General features: G+C 69.9%; 19 protein-coding genes. 10 read left to right on the plus strand and 9 right to left on the minus strand.

What is annotated here, in order from left to right; all coding sequences use genetic code 11:
• Positions 1 to 65: 65 nt before the first annotated feature.
• Positions 66 to 1,055 carry a hypothetical protein gene (locus tag MQE23_RS05560; protein ID WP_020275592.1) on the minus strand — a complete coding sequence of 330 codons (990 nt, stop codon included), beginning with the start codon at positions 1,053 to 1,055 and terminating at the stop codon, positions 66 to 68.
• A 177-nt stretch (positions 1,056 to 1,232) separates the two neighbouring features.
• Between MQE23_RS05560 and MQE23_RS05565 the strand changes: the two genes are divergently transcribed.
• From MQE23_RS05565 to MQE23_RS05575, 3 genes are all read left to right on the plus strand, one after another.
• Positions 1,233 to 1,505 carry a heavy-metal-associated domain-containing protein gene (locus MQE23_RS05565; protein ID WP_020275593.1) on the plus strand — a complete coding sequence of 91 codons (273 nt, stop codon included), beginning with the start codon at positions 1,233 to 1,235 and terminating at the stop codon, positions 1,503 to 1,505.
• Between the two features lie 91 nt (positions 1,506 to 1,596).
• Complete coding sequence (locus tag MQE23_RS05570) at positions 1,597 to 3,870, plus strand: heavy metal translocating P-type ATPase (protein WP_243378430.1); 2,274 nt, start codon at positions 1,597 to 1,599, stop codon at positions 3,868 to 3,870.
• A gap of 31 nt (positions 3,871 to 3,901) precedes the next feature.
• Positions 3,902 to 4,183 carry a metal-sensitive transcriptional regulator gene (locus MQE23_RS05575; RefSeq protein ID WP_020275595.1) on the plus strand — a complete coding sequence of 94 codons (282 nt, stop codon included), beginning with the start codon at positions 3,902 to 3,904 and terminating at the stop codon, positions 4,181 to 4,183.
• Positions 4,184 to 4,233: 50 nt separating this feature from the next.
• Here MQE23_RS05575 and MQE23_RS05580 read toward each other — a convergent pair whose 3' ends face one another.
• Positions 4,234 to 4,407, minus strand: coding sequence for a hypothetical protein (locus MQE23_RS05580; RefSeq protein ID WP_020275596.1), 174 nt, complete (start codon positions 4,405 to 4,407; stop codon positions 4,234 to 4,236).
• A 114-nt stretch (positions 4,408 to 4,521) separates the two neighbouring features.
• On the opposite strand from MQE23_RS05580, the gene MQE23_RS05585 reads away from it, so the two are divergent.
• The 6 genes from MQE23_RS05585 (at position 4,522) to MQE23_RS05610 (ending at position 9,215) form a co-directional block, all read left to right on the plus strand.
• Positions 4,522 to 4,914, plus strand: a complete 393-nt coding sequence (locus MQE23_RS05585; protein ID WP_020275597.1) for a BlaI/MecI/CopY family transcriptional regulator — start codon at positions 4,522 to 4,524, stop codon at positions 4,912 to 4,914.
• Positions 4,911 to 5,897, plus strand: coding sequence for a M56 family metallopeptidase (locus tag MQE23_RS05590; protein WP_020275598.1), 987 nt, complete (start codon positions 4,911 to 4,913; stop codon positions 5,895 to 5,897). The genes MQE23_RS05585 and MQE23_RS05590 overlap by 4 nt, the downstream gene beginning before the upstream one ends.
• Before the next feature lie 98 nt (positions 5,898 to 5,995).
• Positions 5,996 to 6,472 carry a GNAT family N-acetyltransferase gene (locus tag MQE23_RS05595; RefSeq protein WP_082320025.1) on the plus strand — a complete coding sequence of 159 codons (477 nt, stop codon included), beginning with the start codon at positions 5,996 to 5,998 and terminating at the stop codon, positions 6,470 to 6,472.
• Between the two features lie 190 nt (positions 6,473 to 6,662).
• On the plus strand, positions 6,663 to 7,523 hold the full coding sequence (locus tag MQE23_RS05600) for a class I SAM-dependent methyltransferase (RefSeq protein WP_020275600.1): 861 nt from the start codon (positions 6,663 to 6,665) through the stop codon (positions 7,521 to 7,523).
• A 209-nt stretch (positions 7,524 to 7,732) separates the two neighbouring features.
• Positions 7,733 to 8,680 carry a helix-turn-helix transcriptional regulator gene (locus MQE23_RS05605; RefSeq protein ID WP_020275601.1) on the plus strand — a complete coding sequence of 316 codons (948 nt, stop codon included), beginning with the start codon at positions 7,733 to 7,735 and terminating at the stop codon, positions 8,678 to 8,680.
• A 106-nt stretch (positions 8,681 to 8,786) separates the two neighbouring features.
• On the plus strand, positions 8,787 to 9,215 hold the full coding sequence (locus MQE23_RS05610; RefSeq protein ID WP_082320027.1) for a Fur family transcriptional regulator: 429 nt from the start codon (positions 8,787 to 8,789) through the stop codon (positions 9,213 to 9,215).
• Positions 9,216 to 9,305: 90 nt separating this feature from the next.
• On the opposite strand, the gene MQE23_RS05615 is transcribed toward MQE23_RS05610, so the two are convergent.
• The 6 genes from MQE23_RS05615 to asnB form a co-directional block, all read right to left on the minus strand.
• The gene (locus tag MQE23_RS05615; RefSeq protein WP_243378431.1) at positions 9,306 to 9,461 is read right to left on the minus strand and encodes a hypothetical protein; all 156 of its coding nucleotides are present in this window, start codon (positions 9,459 to 9,461) and stop codon (positions 9,306 to 9,308) included.
• Between the two features lie 328 nt (positions 9,462 to 9,789).
• Complete coding sequence (gene mshA, locus MQE23_RS05620; RefSeq protein WP_020275604.1) at positions 9,790 to 11,091, minus strand: D-inositol-3-phosphate glycosyltransferase; 1,302 nt, start codon at positions 11,089 to 11,091, stop codon at positions 9,790 to 9,792.
• A gap of 108 nt (positions 11,092 to 11,199) precedes the next feature.
• The gene (locus MQE23_RS05625; protein WP_020275605.1) at positions 11,200 to 12,780 is read right to left on the minus strand and encodes a class I tRNA ligase family protein; all 1,581 of its coding nucleotides are present in this window, start codon (positions 12,778 to 12,780) and stop codon (positions 11,200 to 11,202) included.
• A gap of 49 nt (positions 12,781 to 12,829) precedes the next feature.
• The gene (locus tag MQE23_RS05630) at positions 12,830 to 13,567 is read right to left on the minus strand and encodes an SDR family oxidoreductase (protein WP_020275606.1); all 738 of its coding nucleotides are present in this window, start codon (positions 13,565 to 13,567) and stop codon (positions 12,830 to 12,832) included.
• Positions 13,568 to 13,707: 140 nt separating this feature from the next.
• Entirely contained in the window at positions 13,708 to 14,667 is a 960-nt protein-coding gene (locus MQE23_RS05635; RefSeq protein WP_243378432.1) for a PrpF domain-containing protein, read from the minus strand.
• Positions 14,664 to 16,439 carry an asparagine synthase (glutamine-hydrolyzing) gene (gene asnB / locus MQE23_RS05640; RefSeq protein ID WP_243378433.1) on the minus strand — a complete coding sequence of 592 codons (1,776 nt, stop codon included), beginning with the start codon at positions 16,437 to 16,439 and terminating at the stop codon, positions 14,664 to 14,666. Before asnB ends, MQE23_RS05635 begins: the two co-directional genes overlap by 4 nt.
• A 136-nt stretch (positions 16,440 to 16,575) precedes the next feature.
• Between asnB and MQE23_RS05645 the strand changes: the two genes are divergently transcribed.
• The gene (locus tag MQE23_RS05645; protein ID WP_020275609.1) at positions 16,576 to 17,316 is read left to right on the plus strand and encodes a PIG-L deacetylase family protein; all 741 of its coding nucleotides are present in this window, start codon (positions 16,576 to 16,578) and stop codon (positions 17,314 to 17,316) included.
• 12 nt (positions 17,317 to 17,328) lie between these two features.
• Here the strand turns inward: MQE23_RS05645 and MQE23_RS05650 are convergent, their stop codons facing one another.
• Positions 17,329 to 18,009 carry a maleylpyruvate isomerase family mycothiol-dependent enzyme gene (locus MQE23_RS05650; protein ID WP_020275610.1) on the minus strand — a complete coding sequence of 227 codons (681 nt, stop codon included), beginning with the start codon at positions 18,007 to 18,009 and terminating at the stop codon, positions 17,329 to 17,331.
• Positions 18,010 to 18,017: the final 8 nt, after the last annotated feature.

An 18,017-nucleotide genomic window follows, 5' to 3' on the forward strand; every position in this document is an offset into this window, starting at 1 on the left:
GGGCAGGCGGGACTTTGCGGACACGCCCTAGGCACGAGAGGTCGCCGTCGACCAGGCCCTGATCATCAGTGTGCGTGTCCGGTCTCCCCCTCGGCAGGCCTGGCCTGCGAGGGCTTCTCGGCCACGTCCACCGCGCCGCCCGCATGCACGGTGAAGGCCGCGGTACGGACCTTGCCCTCGTGCTGGAAGTCCAGGAACAGGCGGTACGCGCCGGCGCTGGGTGCCGTCGCCGTGAAGGAGACCTCCGGACCGGGCTTGGTCTTGCCGTCGCCGGGCTCGCCGTTCGGGTGGACGTGCAGATAGGCGAGGTCGCCCGAGCGCAGGGCGACAAGGTGGCCGTAGGCGCCCAGGTAGGGCTGGAGGTTGCGGACCGGCTCACCGTCCTTTGCCACCGTCAGCCTGAGTTCACCGGCCTTGCCGGGGGTCAGCGCGCCTCGCAGCTTCACCTCGTAGCCGTCGACCTTCGCTGTGGTGTTGTGCTCGGGCAGCTCGCCGGGCTCGTACGGCCCGGACGCGGCGAGGTCGGCACCGAGGGTGAGCGCTTCGCCGCCCTTCGGCTTGAAGTCGGCGAAGACGCGGTAGGCACCGGCCCTCGGCAGGTCCACGGGCGTGGACCAGGTGCCGTCCGCGGCCCTGACGGGGTGCAGGTGGCGGTAGACGGTCAGGTCACGTGAGGCGACGATCAGGTGCAGATCCTTGCCGTGCTCGCGCTGGTACGCGGTGACCTTGCGCCCGGTCCTGTCCTGCACGACGGCGAAGCGCAGGCCGGTCTTCTCGCCGGCTTCGAGGCGCGGGGTCTTCAGGTCGAGCGTGTAGCCGTCGGCGGAGATCTCGAGGCCGCCCGGCGGTGCAGCTTCGTGACCGCCGTCCTTCGCCTCGTGGTGCCCGGCCGTCTGTTCCTTGTGCACGGCCGCCGCGTGGCCTTTGCCCTCACTGTGCCTGCCGCTCTTCGGCTCGGGTGAGATCGGGCTGACTGCGCCGCCCACGCCGTAGGCGGCGCCGAAGGTCGCGGCGAGTGCGGCGGCGAAGACGGTGATCCGCAGTCCGGTGTTCATGAGCCACTCCTCATCTCCTGGCCGTTCGTGCGTGCGGCCGACACCTCAAAATACCCCCAGGGGGTACCAAGTCAAGTCGGATCAAGGCTTGCCATTGAATACGGGAGGGGGGTATACATGAGGCCGTCGAGAAGATACCCCCTAGGGGTATGAATGAACACTAGTTGCGGAGGACCCGTGTCGAACTGCTGCACCACCGACGGAAGCTGCCACACCCCGGCGGAGTCCAAGACCACCTACAAGGTCGACGGCGTCGGCAGCGCACACTGCCAGGGCGTCGTCGCCAAGGCGGTGGGCGGTCTGGACGAGGTCACCGCGGTCGAGGTCGAGATCGGCACCGGCCTGGTCACGGTGACGACCTCGACCGAGCCCGACGAGGCGCTCGACGCGCTGATCGCCAAGACCGTCGACGAGGCCGGCTACAACTTCGCCGGTCGCGTGGCCGCCTGACCAACGAGCCGGGCGGGGGCCGCAAGCTCGGCGGCCCCCGTTCTCCCTGTCTTCTTTCGCACTTCGCGTTCGTGAGCTCCGAGGAGCAGACATGACCACCACCACGCCCGGCGCCGCCGAGGTCGAACTCGCCATCGGCGGCATGACCTGCGCCTCGTGCGCCGCCCGGATCGAGAAGAAGCTCAACCGCCTGGACGGGGTCGAGGCCACCGTCAACTACGCCACAGAGAAAGCGAAGGTCACCTTCCGCGAGGACGTGACCGTCTCGGACCTGATCGCGACCGTCGAGGCCACCGGCTACACCGCGCGGGAGCCCCAGCCCGAGACCGCCCGCTCCGACGACTCCGCGTCCGGTGCCGGCTCCACGCAGGAGGAGAGCGACGAGCTGCTGCCGCTGCGCCGGCGGCTGACCGCCGCCGTGGCACTCGCCGTCCCCGTGATCGCGATGGCCATGGTCCCGGCGCTGCAGTTCGAGTACTGGCAGTGGCTCTCGCTCACGCTGGCGGCGCCCGTGGTGACATACGCCGCCTGGCCCTTCCACAAGGCCGCCTGGACGAACGCCAAGCACGGTGCCGCCACGATGGACACGCTGATCTCCGTCGGCACCTCGGCGGCGTTCCTGTGGTCCCTGTGGGCGCTCTTCTTCGGCACGGCCGGCACGCCGGGCATGACCCACCCCTTCGAGCTCACCATCGCCCGCACCGACGGGGCCGGGAACATCTACCTGGAAGCCGCGGCGGGTGTCACCGCCTTCATCCTGGCCGGGCGGTACTTCGAGGCGCGGTCGAAGCGGAAGGCGGGAGCGGCGCTGAAGGCCCTGCTGGAGCTCGGCGCCAAGGACGTCACGGTGGTGCGTGCCGGCCGGGAAGAGCTCATTCCTGTCGGCGAGTTGAAGGTCGGCGACCGGTTCCTGGTGCGGCCCGGTGAGAAGATCGCCACCGACGGTGTGGTCGTCGAGGGGTCATCCGCCGTGGACGCCTCCATGCTCACCGGCGAGTCGGTGCCGGTCGAGGTCGGCACCGGGGACGCCGTCACCGGGGCCACCCTGAACGCCGGCGGCCGCCTGGTCGTCGAAGCCACCCGCGTCGGCGCCGACACCCAGCTCGCCCGCATGGCCAAGCTGGTGGAGGACGCGCAGAACGGCAAGGCCGCCGCGCAGCGGCTCGCCGACAAGATCTCCGCGGTCTTCGTCCCGGTCGTGATCGCCCTGGCGCTCGGCACTCTGGGCTTCTGGCTCGGCAACGGCGCCGGACTGACCGCCGCCTTCACCGCCGCGGTCGCCGTCCTGATCATCGCCTGCCCGTGCGCCCTGGGCCTGGCCACGCCGACCGCCCTCATGGTCGGCACCGGGCGCGGCGCCCAACTCGGCATCCTCATCAAGGGACCAGAAGTCCTGGAGACGACGCGCACGGTCGACACCATCGTCCTGGACAAGACCGGCACCGTCACCACCGGCAAGATGACCCTGCTCGCCGTGCACACCACCGACGGCACCGACGAGGACGACGTCCTGCGCCTCGCGGGCGCTCTCGAGCACTCCTCCGAGCACCCCATCGCCCAGGCCGTCGCCTCCGGCGCCGCCGCCCGCGTCGGCACACTCCCCGCTCCGGAGGACTTCGCCAACATCGCCGGGCTCGGCGTCCAGGGCATCGTCGAGGGCCACGCGGTCCTGGTCGGACGCGAGAAGCTCCTCGGCGAGTGGGCCATGTCCCTGCCGGAGGAGCTGCGGCGCGCCAAGGCCGAGGCCGAGGCGGCCGGGCGTACCGCCATCGCGGTCGCCTGGGACGGCGAGGCCCGCGCGGTGCTGGAGGTCGCCGACGCCATCAAGGAGACCAGCCCGGAGGCCATCGAGCGGCTGCGTGCCCTGGGCCTGACGCCCATCCTGCTGACCGGTGACAACAAGGCTGTCGCCGAGGCGGTCGCCGCGGAGGTGGGCATCGCCCCCGAGCACGTGATCGCCGAGGTCATGCCGCAGGACAAGGTCGACGCCGTCAAGCACCTGCAGAGCGAGGGCCGTTCGGTCGCGATGGTCGGCGACGGCGTCAACGACGCGGCCGCGCTGGCTCAGGCCGACCTGGGCCTGGCGATGGGAACGGGCACGGACGCCGCGATCGAGGCGGGAGACCTGACGCTCGTGCGGGGCGATCTGAGGGTCGCGGCGGACGCCATCCGCCTGTCCCGCAAGACGCTGGGCACCATCAGGTCCAACCTCTTCTGGGCCTTCGCCTACAACGTCGCCGCCCTGCCACTGGCCGCCGCCGGCCTGCTCAACCCGATGATCGCCGGAGCGGCCATGGCCTTCTCCTCGGTCTTCGTGGTCGGCAACAGCCTGCGACTGCGCGGCTTCCAGCCCGCCGACCGATGAAGCGGCCGACCAGGACGGGAAGGAGGCCGCCGTGGCCGGAGAGCAGACCCACCGGGACGTCATTCTCCGACGGCTCCGCCGGATCGAGGGCCAGGTGCGGGGCTTGCAGCGCATGGTCGAGGAGGAGACCTACTGCATCGACGTCCTGACCCAGGTGGCCGCCACCAACGCCGCGCTCCAGTCCTGCGCGCTGGCCCTGCTGGACGAGCACCTCAACTGCTGCGTCACGGAGGCCATCGTGGAGGGCGGCGAGCAGGCCAGAACCAAGGTCAACGAGGCGTCCAAGGCGATCGCCCGGCTCGTACGGGCGTGACCTCCAGGTTTTCGGGCCCGGGCGGTTCAACCGCCCGGGCCCGGCGCTGCTCAGACTCCTTTGCCCGCGGGGCAGTCGGCGCTCAGCCTGAGGCTGAGGCGCAGACACAGGCCGAGCACCTGGCGCAACAACACCAACTCGGCTCCGCCCAGGTCGGTTCCGCAGACCTTCGCGCACGGGCTCTTCGCGGCCTTGAGGGTGATTTCCCTGCTGACTGAGAACATGAAGGCAACATACCCCCTACCCGTATGCGTGACGCCTGTGTGACCATCCTCCGGAGATGAGGGGTGCCATACGATGTGAGGCACCTCGGTGACGGGGAGGAAAAGGGGGGAAGGGTGCGACGGCTGGGTGACCTGGAAGCCGAAATCATGGACCGGCTCTGGCGCTGGGGCCGGCCTGCCACGGTCCGGGAGATCGTCGACGACATCAACCACGTGCGTCCCGTCGCCTACACGACGGTGATGACGGTCGCGGACATCCTCCATCGCAAGGGCCTGCTCCGCCGCGAGAAGGCCGGGCGCGCCTGGCTGTACGAACCCGAGCGCAGCCGTGAGGAATACACCGCCGCCCTCATGCAGGACGCACTCGGCAACACCGAGGACCGCAAGGCCGCGCTGCAGCGGTTCGTGGAGCACATGTCGCCGGAGGACGTGTCCGCGCTGGATGCCGCACTGCGTGCGATGGGCCGCGTTCCTGGCAGTGCCGAGGAGCCCGGAGCACCCTCGTGACCGTACTCCTCGGTTACTCAGGCGGGCTACTCGTTCCCGGCCACCACGTACTGCCGCCGCTGGCCATCGCCCTGGTGGCCGGGGTGCTGCTGCCGAGGGCACTCTCCCGCAGCCACTGGGCGCATCGAACACCCCGGCTGGCTGTCACGGTGTGGATCCTGCTCGGGCTGGCCCTCATCGCCTCCGTGTCCCTGACGGCCCTGCAACTGCTGCTTCCGACAGCAGGCAGCCACCACCTGTCCCGCTTCACCGAGGCCTGCGTCGTCTCCGGCGGCGCGCAGTGCGGGTCTCTCCTTCCGAACGGCCTGGCGGGCGTGGGCACCCGCGGGTGGGCGGCCCTTGTCGCGGCGGCCTCCGTGCCGGCCGCCTTCGCCGTCACCTTCGTACGTGAACTCCTGAGCGCGAGACGCCAGCGAGTACGTCACGCCGACCTGCTGCGCCTCGTCGGCAGCAGGCGACCGGAGTTGGGTGCCACCGTGCTGGAGCATGACACCCCGGCCGTGTACTGCCTGCCGGGCCGCGGACCTCAAGTCGTGGTCAGTTCGGGCGCACTTGAGGTCCTGACCCGGCAGCAAGTGACAGCGGTGCTGGAACACGAGCGGGCGCACATCGCCGGCCGCCACCATCTGCTGGTGGCCGCAGCCGGGGCCTTCTGTGCCATCTTCCGTGGACTGCCACTGGCCCGGCTCGCTCGCACCGAGGTACCGCTGTTGCTCGAGATGGCAGCAGACGACCGGGCGTTGCGGCGGTGTTCGCGGGACGCGCTCGCCACCGCCCTGTACGCGGTGGCATCCGGTCAGGCACCCGACATGGCCTTCGCGGCGGGCGGACCGTCGGCGGTGTTGCGCATGCGCCGCATCCTCACACCGCACGCCGCATGCTCTCCGACACTGCGGACGGTGTTTGTGGCACTTACCGCAGCGGCAGCCCTGACTCCGCTTGTTCTCGCCTGCTGTTCCGTTCCGGGCATCTCTATTGACTAATCGAATACGTAGGTACGCTTTCCCCGGCTCGCCCCCCTAATTCACCGCTATCGTTGGGCGCGGGACGCGAGAGGCCACCCCGGGAAGGTGCAGACCTGATGCACGCGGTTGAAGTGCGACCCGCCGCCTCCGCCGAGGCGCCGGCCGTATCCCAGCTGCTCGCCGCCGTGATACGCGAGAGCTATGCCGGAACTCTCGAAAAGAACGCCGTCGAACGCCTGGTGAGCGTGAATTGCTCACTCCCCCGCATCAGCGCGGAAATAGGGGTTCCTGGGGGCGCGCCGAGCTGGTTGGGCTGGCTGGTGGCCACCGAGGCCGACGGGCAGATCGTCGGCGCAGCCGCAGGAGGCGTACCCGCGCCGGGTGAGGGCGAGTTGTACGCACTGTGCACCGCACCGAACCGTCGCCGTGACGGCATCGGCGGTGCGCTGCTGTTCGTTCTCACCGAGCGCATGCGAAGACACGGTGCCCGGCACCAGTCGGTCAGCCTGCCGTCGGAGGCCGACCCCTCACTTCCCTTCTACACGACTCAGGGTTTCAAGGGCGCAGGACGGCGATTGAGCCGGGCAATTTGAGAGTCGCATATTCGACTCATGCATCGCTCACGAGTCCGACGTCCTTGGCGTAGACGCGCGTTGGCGTGAATGCGCATCCGTCGAGGCTGGCGCAGCGTAAAGGCTCCCGGACACGATGGTGCCGCGGCGCGGTTCCGGCGGCACGGGGCCCGCCCGGACGGCAGGACCGGTCGAGCCACCTGGAGGAGCGATGTACACACAGACCGGCACACCGGTAACGCCTGCGCTCGGCCCGGTCCCGCCGTCCCGGATCACCACCGCCTCCCCCGCCCTGTGCGCCTGGCTTCCCGGTCTTGAGTCCCTCGCCCCCCACGCCGAGGACCAGCTGTGGCTGCACGACGCCCTGCTGGGGCCTTTCAGCGGCGACATCGTGGAGTATCTGACGTTGGCCAGGGCCACCGGCGGTCCCGTGCTCGACCTGGGCTCGGGCGCCGGACGGCTCACCGTCCCGTTCGCCCGCCACGGCTTCACCGTCGAGGCGGTGGACCGGGACGCCCCGAGCCTGGAGAGACTGCGCGCCTGGGCCGATCGCATCGGCCCGCAGATACGCGGCCGGATCACCACCACCCACGCCGATCTCGCCCGTCTGCGCCTGCGCCGGCGCTACCAACTCACCCTGCTGGCAGGTGCGATGGTTGCGGCGATCCCCCCGTACGCTCGCCCCGGGGTACTTCGCGAGATCGCCGCCCACCTGGGCGGGGACGGCGCGCTCGCCTTGGACTACACGGCCCATGACGCGGCGGGTATCGCCGAACACCCCCACCGCACCTGGGCGTTCCAGGTGCCGCGGTTCGACGGGGTCACCGAGTGGGTCGTGGCCCGTCAGGTCTTCGACCTCGCCACCATGAGCGAGCGGATCACCTACTTCATCGAGCGCTCGGAGAAGACGCGGGTCCGCCGGTCGATCACCACCACCGACAAGTGGATCGTGAATCAGGGAGACCTTCTAAGGGAACTGCGGGGCGCCGGCCTGCGCGTCGCCGATCAGCGGCAGCAGTGGCTCGACGAGCGGACTCACAGCGTCCTCCTGGTATGCCACCCCGCCGAGTGACGCCCGCCACATTACTAAGATGACTCGGAGATGCCGAGCGCCTTGTGTGACAAGGTGTGATCGGGGCATTTCGGAGAATCACGAGGGGGCGCTTCGCCATGGTCTACGGCAGCGGCAGAACAGGGGCTCAATCCACCGACCTGGCTCTCGCCTTCTACCGGAGACTGCGGGCACGAGGGGCGTCCAGCTTCCGAGAAGTCGCATCGGAGATGGACTTATCGGACGACGAACGTGATCGATGTCGCAACGAGCTGCTCGGCCTCGGCCTGGTCGTCCCGACGGGGCGACTCCACGACAACCGCCTGGAGCTGGACGCGGGCAAGGCGTCGGAGGCGGAAAGCGACTCGGTCACCGTCATAGCACCCGAGATCGCTCTGATCAGGCTGCTGGAGCGGGAGCGCACCCGGCTGCGCAACCACCTCGATCAGGCCGACCAGGCCCACCACACTCTGCAGACCCTGGCCGGCAACTTCCTGCGCACCGAGACCCTGGCCCAGGCAGCCGGCGTGGAGATCGAGATCATCAGCGACTACCGCCGCATCCAGCAGGTACTCGAGGACATCACGGACACCGTGCAGCACCGCCTCGCCTCGATGCATCCCATGGCGCGCGGCAGGGAGATCCCCGAGCGAGCACTGGACCGCGACCGGCGTCAGATCGAGAACGGCGTTCAGGTGCGTTCCATCTTCAATCAGCGCCTTACATCGGTCCCCGAAGACGCCGAGCACCTCAGGATGAAGGCCAAGTTGGGAGTCGAGGTACGCCTCTCTCCTGTCGTACCCATGAACATGATCATCGCCGATGAGCAGTTCGCCCTCCTCCCGGCCGATCCCGAGGACGGCTCAGCGGGGGCCATCCTGGCCCGCGGCCCTGCCCTCGTACGGTCCTACCTGACTCTGTTCGAGCACTGCTGGCACACCGCGACCCCGTACGGCGAGCAGATCCAGCCCGCGCGAGGGGGCGACGGACTCACAGAACAGCAACGCGCGGCCCTGCGCATGCTGGCCTCGGGCATGAAGGACGAGAAGGTCGCCCGCAGCCTCGGCGTCTCCCTGCGCACCGTCAGCAGGATGATCTCCGAGCTGATGCAGGAGCTGGGCGCGTCCAGCCGCTTCGAAGCAGGAGTGCGCGCCACCCGGCTGGGCTGGCTCGACTGACTGCCGCAAGCGGCTGCCCCGGGAGCAGGCTGTCGGCTCTCTGCAGTCCGGTGAGGACAAGAGGTACGATTCATTCAAACTTTTGGTCTCACCAGGCGGCGGAGAGATGACACGCGAAGCAGTGGCGAACGAGCGCGAAGCGGCGATCCAGCAGCTCCGCGATGTCGGTCTGCGCGTGACCAGTCCGCGCCTGGAGGTGCTCCAGGTACTGACGGCCAGCGGCCATCTCGACGTGGAGGAATTGACCGCCGCGGCCCGGGAGCGCCTGGGTACGCTTACCTCTCAGGCCGTCTACGAGATGCTGCGGCATTTTCTGGACACCGGCCTGGTGACGAAATTCGAGCGCCCCGGCTGGCCGGCTGTCTTCGAACTCTCCGGCCCACCGCACCAGCATGCGCTGTGCGTCAAATGTGGACGCGTGGAGAATGTAGTTCACGAGGCACCGACCCCTCCCAGAAAAGGCCTGAAGGGCTGGCAGGTGAATGACGCCGATGTCGTCTTCAAGGGTCTGTGCCCGGACTGCCGAGCCGCCTGAGAAGCCATCGGGCAGCATGGGTGGCCGAAGGGAAGGGCCCCGGTGAGCCGCTGGGCGCGGCTCCTCCGGGGCCCTTTGCTGTGAACTCCGCTACAGGGCAGAGGAATCGCTCGGCCAGTTGTTGTCCTGCGGGGTCGTCGGGACCGCCGGCCAGTTGTTGTCCTGCGGGGTCGTCGGGACCGCCGGCCAGTTGTTGTCCGTGCTGCCGGCCACCACCTGCCGTGAGACGGAATCGTCGACCGGCATGGCGGTCGCAACAGCGCCTCCTGCGACGGCCGCGCAGAGAGTCACAGCGAGGGCGAACTGGCGAGCAATACGGGATCCGGTGGCGCGCACAGCTGCAGACACTTTTTCCTCCAGGATATGAATGGAAACTACGTCTTCGGGGCCCGTGCCGCCGGGCTTCCGTCGAAGACATTTCCATCATCACCCGCCCATGAGCGGGAATCTACGATTCCACAAGTCGTGGATATGTCATGGCGCAGATATGACATCCCCGCGTGCGGGCAGTGAGGAATCCGGTCGCAGAACCTCATTTGGAGCGAACCATACTTTTGGTCGCACCAAAGGAATGTTAGACTGTCGCTGCGGCCCTTCTATTCCTCCAGGAGAGAGTGGCCGCCGGGGCAGGGGCGTGCCGCCGCCTCTGCCCCACCCTCGCGCCCCTGCTCTCCAGGGCACGCTCGTACACCTGAAGCGTCCGCTGAGCCGCAGCGCGCCAGCTCATCCCCTGGGCGTGCCGTTCGGCCGCCACCCCCATGGCCTCCGCCGCCACCGCATGCCGTGCGAACCACAGCAGCCTGCGCGCGTAGGCGCCCGGCTCGTGTCCGCCTACGAGCAGTCCCGATTCTCCCTCCCGCACCGCCGTCGGCAGTCCGCCGACGGCCGCGGCCAGCACCGGCGTGCCGCAGGCCTGCGCCTCCAGGGCAACCAGGCCGAAGGATTCGCTGCGCGAGGGCATCACCAGGACGTCGGCCGCCCGGTACCAGTCCGCCAGCTCCTCTTGCGGCACTGCCCGTTCGAAACGAACCACGTCCAGCAGGCCGAGCCGCCCGCACAGCTCACGCAGTTCGCCGGGCACCCGCGTGCCCGAGCCACTGAGTCCGCCGACCACGGGCACGAGCAGCCTTCGGCGCAGGTCCGGTGCTTCCCGGAGCAGTTCCCCTATGGCGCGGACCAGGACGTCAGGGCCTTTGAGCGGTTGGATACGGCCGGCGAAGAGCGGGACGAACGCCTCCTGCGGCAGGCCCAGCCGAGCGCGCGCCGCTCTCCTGCCGTCGGCGGGGTGGAACGTCCGGGTGTCGACTCCGGGCATCACGACATCGGTGCGGTGCGGCGCTGCTCCATAGAGGTTCCGCAGCGCCGTCGCTTCCTCGGGTGTGTTGGCGATGAGCCGGTCAGCGGTGGCGACGAGCTCGCTCTCTCCGTGGACGCGCAGTTCCGGCTCGGGTTTGTCGCCGGGCGCGAGGGAGGCGTTCTTGACGCGCGCCATCGTGTGCATCGTGTGAACCAGCGGGACCTGCCACTGGTCGGCGACAAGGCTGCCCGCCTGGCCCGACAGCCAGTAGTGCGAGTGCACCAGGTCGTACGGATCGCCGGCACCTGCCTTCAGCAGGGCGAGGGCGAATTCCAGCACCAGCCCGGGCATGGCTTCCTTGGGCAGGGCACGGCACGGACCCGCGTGCAGATGCCGTACCCGGACACCTGGGACGATCTCGACGCGGGGCGGGTGCCCCTCGCCCCGGCAGCGGGTGAACAGGTCGATGTGGGTGCCCTGCTCGGCCAGGGCCCGGGAGAGTTCGACCATGTAGACGTTCATGCCGCCCGCATCGCCCGTGCCGGGCTGGTGGAGCGGCGAGGTGTGGACGCTGAGCATGGCGACGCGCAGAGACACGAGGGAGCTCCTTCAGCTGGGATGCCCGGTAAGCCGTTGTGCCCACCCACTCCGTCAGGTGGAGTGGGTGGGCACAACGGCTTACCGGGTTCAGAAGCCGAAGACGGGTCCGGACGGCGGAGCCAGCCGCGTACCCGGAGCCGGTGGGGCAAGCGCTTCCGGCACCACCGGCCCTCCGGGTGCCAGCCGGAGGGCTTGCGCCAGCCGCCCCGCACCTTCGGGCATGACGGGCCACGCCCAGGACGTCAGCGCCGAGGCCACTGCCAACTGAGCCATGAGCGGAGCCAGATGACGTGCGGTTCCGCTCGGACGACGCCGTTCGAAAACGTTGACGTAGCCGAAGTCCGTGGCACAGCGCACCACTTCGTCCAGGATCGCGACCGCGCGCCGAGGATCGAAGGCCTCGGGTCCGTACGCTTCGCGCACATCCTCCGCGGCCCGGTGCAGCCGACGCCTCAGCGCCTCCCACCCGTCGCCCCCCGGCTCCGCGTCGGGCACCCGCCCCGCGCATTCCTCGCGTACCGCGGTGAACAACCGGGTGAGCCAGCTGTTCCAGGTGCCGTCCAGCATCTGCCGGGTGCGGTCGAGCTCGTCGCGGCGGAAGTCGGTGCGGCGGCCGAGCGGCCTGGCCTGAAGGACGTGCCGGCGCAGTGTGTCGGAACCGAACTCCGTGAGTAAGTCGAGAGCCCACACCATGGGCTTGCCGTCGGGCCCCCTCGCGTCCTCGACGTCGATGCGGTAGGTCTCGTTGACGTGGATCTCCTGCGGCAGTTTGACGCCGCGGGCCACGAGGATCGCGGGCAGCAGGACGACGTGGCAGAAGGAGTGCCCGAATCCGCTGAAGTGGATGGTGCGTTCGGGCAGGGGCTTCTTGTCGTAGCCGTAGCCGAACAGGTGCATCGCGGCGGCTTCGAAACAGGCGTCGATGCGGTGCCCGGAGAAGCCGTCCACGGGGATCGGAACACCCCAGTCCCCCGGATGCCCGACGGCCACGTCCGGCAGGCCGTCCTCGATGAGGCCCTCGCACAGCACGGCCAGGCGCGGCGGCAGCCCGGCCGAGCGCCAGTAGTCGGCGAGCAGTTCGCGCAGCGGCTCCAGGGGAAGGTAGAGGCGACGGCAGCGGCGCGGCCGCCCCGGCGAACCGCACAGGGAGCACACCGGGTCGATGAGGTCGCCGTCGTTCGGCCTGGCACAGGTGTGGCACAGGCCGCCGTCCCCGCGCGTGCCGCAGTGCGGGCAGACGCCGGTGACATGGGCACCGTACAACCAGCGGTCACAGGGTTCGCAGTACGGCAGCAATCGGGTGCGGGGTGCGATGACGTCCTTCGCGTACAGGTCCAGGAACAGGTCCTGGAGCCAGCGCTGGTAGCCACGGTCACGACGCGGTTGGACGACGTGGTCGAACTCGACGCCGGAGCGCAGCCAGTCGGCGGTGATCGCGGTACGGAAGCCCGCCGCGACCTCCTCGGGCTTGCGCCCACCGCGCAGCGCCCGCACCTCGACGGAGTCGGCGTGATCGGCGGTGCCGGTGGTGAACAGCACGGACTGCCCGTCGGCGCGCAGATGACGGCTGAGCACGTCGGCGGCGACGTACGGGCCGGCGAGGTGCCCGATGTGCAGCTCGCCGTCGCTGTCGGGCGGGGTCGCGGTGATCCAGAGTGGGGTGCTCATGGACGAAGGCTCCTTGGCGGTCAGGTGAACGCTGCTGGGCGACGGGTACTCAGCGGGGTTCGAAATGGAACGAGCGGATGAAGCAGTCACGTGGCTGCTCGACCGCGTAGACGATGCATTCGAAGAGGGCCTGGGTCGTGAGCTTCTCGTCGGGATACTGAGCATCCCTGCCGATGCCCTCCCATTCAGCGGAGCGCGGATCGGAGGTGGAGAAGTCGGGCGGATAGAGGGAGAAGACGCGTACGCCGGAAGGATGCAGTCGGCGCGCGAGAATGTCGGCGAATCCGGCCTGGGCGCCCTTGGCGGCGTAAAAAGCCTCGTGCGCTGGGGAATCGGCCGCTCCACCGAGGCTGCAGACAGCGACCATGTTGACGATGTCGGGGCGCTGGGAGGCGCGCAGCAGTGGCAGGAAGTGCTTGACCATGAGCACCGTGCCGCCTGCCGTGGACTCGATGGTCTCGACGATGGAGTCGTCCGAGGCACCCTCCAGTTCGAAGCCGTCCAGCCAGCGGGCGCCGTTGTTGACGAGCAGGTCCACGCGGTCCGTGTGCTCACCGACCTGCCGGGCGAATTCCCTGATCTCGGCGGGCCGGCTCAGATCGCAGCCGAACGCGTGAATACGGTTCCTCGCCTCGCCCAGCACTTCGGTACGGGTGTGTTCCGCGGCCTCGACCGTGCGGGCCGAGACGAATACCTCGGCACCCAGGTGCGCGAACCCGATGGCGATCGCCCGCCCGAAATACCGGGACGCCCCGGTCACCACGACACGCAGATTCTCGAATTTCATCCTGGAGATCGCTCCCCCCGGTCGGGACGCAGCAGAGAAGAATTCCCCTTGTCCTGGCGGGAATGCCTGGCGGGAATTGCTGACCGATCACCAGGGTGGCAGAGGGATGCCCCGCATCCAGCCCCTGAGCAGGTGCGCGTTCACGCCGTGACGCGGATACGCCAGGGAAGAGGCACGGCGCGTTCGAGCACCCGGGCACGCTTGTGGTGGACGGCGACATGCTGAAGCCGCTCGGCCGGTGCCTCGGTGGACACGTGGACCGGGCCGGAGGGGGTGTCGAGACGCAAGGAGCGAGCCGTGCGGGAGCACGCCTCGTACGCCGCGTTGCCGTCGTGGGCCAGACGCGAGGGCAGTGTCCCCGGAACGGTGGTCCCGGCCGCCAGACACACGCTCCCCGTCAGCGCCAGGGCCGGATGCCAGCCGGGGACCGTCACCGCACGGACCGACAAGCGCCCAGGGCGGTAAGAACCCACCGCCGCGACCTTGGGGAGCGCGCCCTGCGGCGGCAGTCCCAGCAGCCGGGCCGCCGCGGCCCGCACAGCGATCAGCCGCCCGAGCACGGCCGGCCCTGCTGTGAAGAGCGCTTGAGCCGAGTCCAGCCCGAGGTCGCGGGCGTCGACGAAGACGTACGGGTTGCCGTACCGGACGATCGACACCGTGAGCCCGCGGAGCCGGTCGGCGGGGCGGCCGGTGGGCAGCAGGTCCGCGGTCGCGGTGACCCGGTCCAGCCGTACCGTGTACGCCCCGTGCGGCTCCGGCACGCACACCACCGTGTCCCCGGTGGTCACCGCCCGCACCCGCACCGCCCCGGGCCGTCCGGTGCCGACGACGGCCGCGAGCAACGAGTGGCCGCACCCGGTCCGGAAGTCGAAGCCGTCCGGCAGGCACTGCACGAAGCGGTAGTCCAGGTCGTACGACGGATCGGCGGATGTCCCGATCAGAGCCAGCTTGCGGATGTGGCCGCGCCCCGTACGTTCCAGCCACCGCCGTACGACGGTGAGTTCCGCGCACGAGGCCAGGGCACCGGCGGGGAGCCGGTCCCTGTGCAGCACGAGTGTCGGCCCGGGCGCGCCTTCGGCCTGGACGACGTCGCCGATCACGCCGCCCAGCCGACGGAGACCCGCAGCCCCTGGACGACTTCGGTCCACAGCTCGTGCACCGCCAGCGCCCACAGGGTGAGGGCGTCCTGGTGCGAGGGGCGTTCCGCGTGCCGGGCCAGCAGCGCCCCCACCCGCTCCGGGCGCAGCTGTCCGCTCCGCATCAGCCGGGACGGCGCGAGCAGTTCACGCACTGGCTCGAACAGGGGGCCTCCGGGCACGAGCATGGCGGCGAGGGGCAAGGTGAAGGGCTGCTTGGGCCTGTTCAGCACGGCCTGCGGCAACAGGTCGCGCCCTGCTTCGTACAGCGCGCGTTTGCCGTGCCGCTGCTCGGCGGGCAGTCCGCGGGCCGCCGCCGCGACGGCCGGCTGGCAGAACGGCATCCTGGCTTCCACCGCCCAGGCCATGCTGAGGTGGTCGACGCGGCGCAGATGGTAGGCCGGCAGCCTCCAGCGCGTCTCGAAGCCGGTGAGGGTGCTGACACGGTCGGCGCGGGAGGCACGCAGCTCGGCCGTGATCCGGTCGGCGGCCGAGCCCTGCTCGGCGATGAAGGCCCGGTAGTCGGGGGTGTAGAGCCACTCGCGTATCAGGCGGGGAGCGGCGCCGAGTGCGTCGACGTACGCCGCGGTCCAGTCGGCGCCCTCGGGGGCTGCCAGGGCGGCGCGCACCCGGTCGTATCCGCCGAAGAGTTCGTCGGCGCCGTCGCCGGTGAGGGCCACGGTGAAGCCTGCTCCGCGCACGGCCCGGAAGAGCGCGTAGGTGCTCAGTGTGATGGGGTCGGCGTTGGGCTGGCCCAGGTGCCGGATGGTCCGGGTGAGCAGGGAGGCGAGCTCGGCGGGGTCGACGTTGACCTGGTGGTGGACGGTGCGGGCACGCCTGGCCACGGCCCTGGCGTGGGTGTCTTCGGCGTCGGGCCAGCGGCCGCGGTAGCCGAGATGGAAGGTGTGCAGCGGCGTCGTGTGCTCCGCGGCGAGGGCGGTCACGAGCCCGGAGTCGAGGCCGCCGCTCGTGATGGCGCAGATCGGGGCGTCGGCGTCGGCCAGCCGGTGCACCTCACGGCGCAGTGTGTCCAGCACTCCGGTGGCCGGTGCCGGTGCGGCCTCTCGTGGGGGGCGGCGCAGGACGCGCAGGCCTTCGGTGCCGCGGGCGACGGCGGTGGCGCCGGGTGGCAGGTTGCGGATACCTCGCAGGGCGGTTTCCGTGCCGAAGGGGGTCTTGGTGGCCAGTACGGTGTCGAGGGCCTCCTCGCGCGGATCGGCCGGCACCCCGTCGAAGGCGAGCAGCGCCGGGATCTCGGAGGCGAACCGCACCGCGCCATCGGGTCCCTGGTGGTAGTGGAGGGGCTTCATTCCCATCTCGTCGACCGCGAGGAAGAGTTGGGGCAGCTGCGCCCGCAGGTCAACGATGGCGATCGCGAACATGCCGTCCAGGTGGTCCGCGAAGGCCGCGCCGTATTCGGCGTACAGCGCGGGCAGGAGGCTGCCGTCGCAGGCGTCCGGGAAGTGGTGACCGCGCGCGGTCAGGTGCCGACGGAGCTCACGGTGGTTGTATATCTCGCCGTTGAGTACGGCCGTGACGCCTGGTGCGGTCGGCAGCCGGAAGGGCTGGGAGCCGCCCGTCGGATCGGTGACGGCAAGCCGGTCGCAGCCGAGCGACCAGCCACGTCCGGCGAGTACACCGCGCTCGTCGGGGCCGCCGTGGCGCTGCCGGGCCGACACCGTGGCCAGCTCGGGGCCTGTGGCCGCCACGGCGAAGGAGCCGAAGATCCTGCACATGCCGGTCGCCTCCGGGGTCTTGTATCCACCAATGTTTTGAATCTACCAATTCTTTTGCTGGCACGTAAGTGCCATGTCGCAGACACGCCACGGGCTACGCCTTGTCGTCCCGCCATCACGTCAACAGGCTTGTCTCATGGACGAGTTCAAGGCCGACTCCCCCGACCGAGGCGCACCCGAGAACCTGCTCGTGGTGGCCGCGCACCCGGACGACATCGAGTTCTGCGTGAGCGGCACGGTGATGCGGTGGATCGCGCGCGGAACCCGCGCGACGTACTGCATCGTCACGGACGGCGACGCGGGAGGCTACGACGAGCGGCTCCCGCGCCAGGCGATGGCGGATCTGCGCCGCGCGGAACAGGCCCACTCGGCCAAGCTCAGCGGAGTGCACGATGTCCGCTTTCTCGGTTACCCCGACAGCTTCGTCGAGCCGAGCGTCGAACTGCGCCGCGACCTGTGCCGGGTGATCCGCCAGGTGCGGCCCACGCGGGCGATCATCCCCAGCCCGGAGATCAACTGGGCGCGGGTCGCGGACCTGCACCCCGACCACCGTGCCGTCGGTGACGCCGCCCTGCGGGCGGTCTACCCCGAAGCGCGCAACCCGTTCGCGCACCCCGAGCTCCTCAAGGACGAGGGCCTGGAACCCTGGATCGTCCCCGAACTGTGGCTCATGACCGGTCCGAGGCCCAACCAGTACGTCGACGTCACGGCCGTCTTCGACCGGAAGGTCGACGCCCTGCGCATCCACACCTCACAGACCGCCCACTTCGACGACCTGGCCGGCCTGCTGCGCGACTGGCTGACCGAGCACGCCAGGGCGGGCGGCCTGCCACCAGGCCGCCTCGCCGAGGCCTTCCAGATCGTGAAGACGGACTGAGCCGACCGGGATTCACCGGTAGATGCACAGCTCCTGCTCCGTCGCTCCGTGCAGCTCGTAGCGCGTCCCGACGAGCGGGCGGCCCGTGCAGATGCGGATCAGTGTCGGCACGTCGCCCCAGAACTGCGCGACCGGGCGGCCCTCGGTCTCATTGCCGAGAACCAGCGGCGGCTTGCTGCAGCTGAGGAAGGCGTGCAGACGCGGGGTCTTCCGTCTGCGGCTGGTCACTTCGAGAAGCGGCAGCGCGTACCCGGTGCTCTTGCCGCCGTACGCTCCTGGCTCGCCGAACGCCTCACGTACGTCGCCGGCGTGCACCCACTCCCCCAGGGCGACCGCGTCCAGCAGACCGTCCTTGTGACCGGCGATGACGTCTCCCGCCTCGGTGAAGCCCCGCTCCAACTCGTCGAGGACACGACCCAGCGGCCAGTCCTCGCGCTCCGCGACGTCGGCGGCGTTCGACTCCGGCAGGAACACGCCTTCTTCGAGGCGGTCCTCGACGATACGGACCAGTGCGGCGCCGCAGTGCGCGAGGAGTTGACGCACCGTCCAGCCGGGGCAGGCCGTGCGCAGTTCGAACCGCTCCTTGTCAGAAGCGCGGAGCAGGGGCATGAGGGCGTCGCGCTCGGTGCGGAGCAGCCGACCGGGCAGCTCCGGGTCCCGCTCGGACTCCTCGTGATCGGAATACTCGGACATCGTGTCTT

This window comes from Streptomyces sp. HP-A2021 (assembly GCF_022807935.1).
Lineage (GTDB): Bacteria > Actinomycetota > Actinomycetes > Streptomycetales > Streptomycetaceae > Streptomyces > Streptomyces afghaniensis.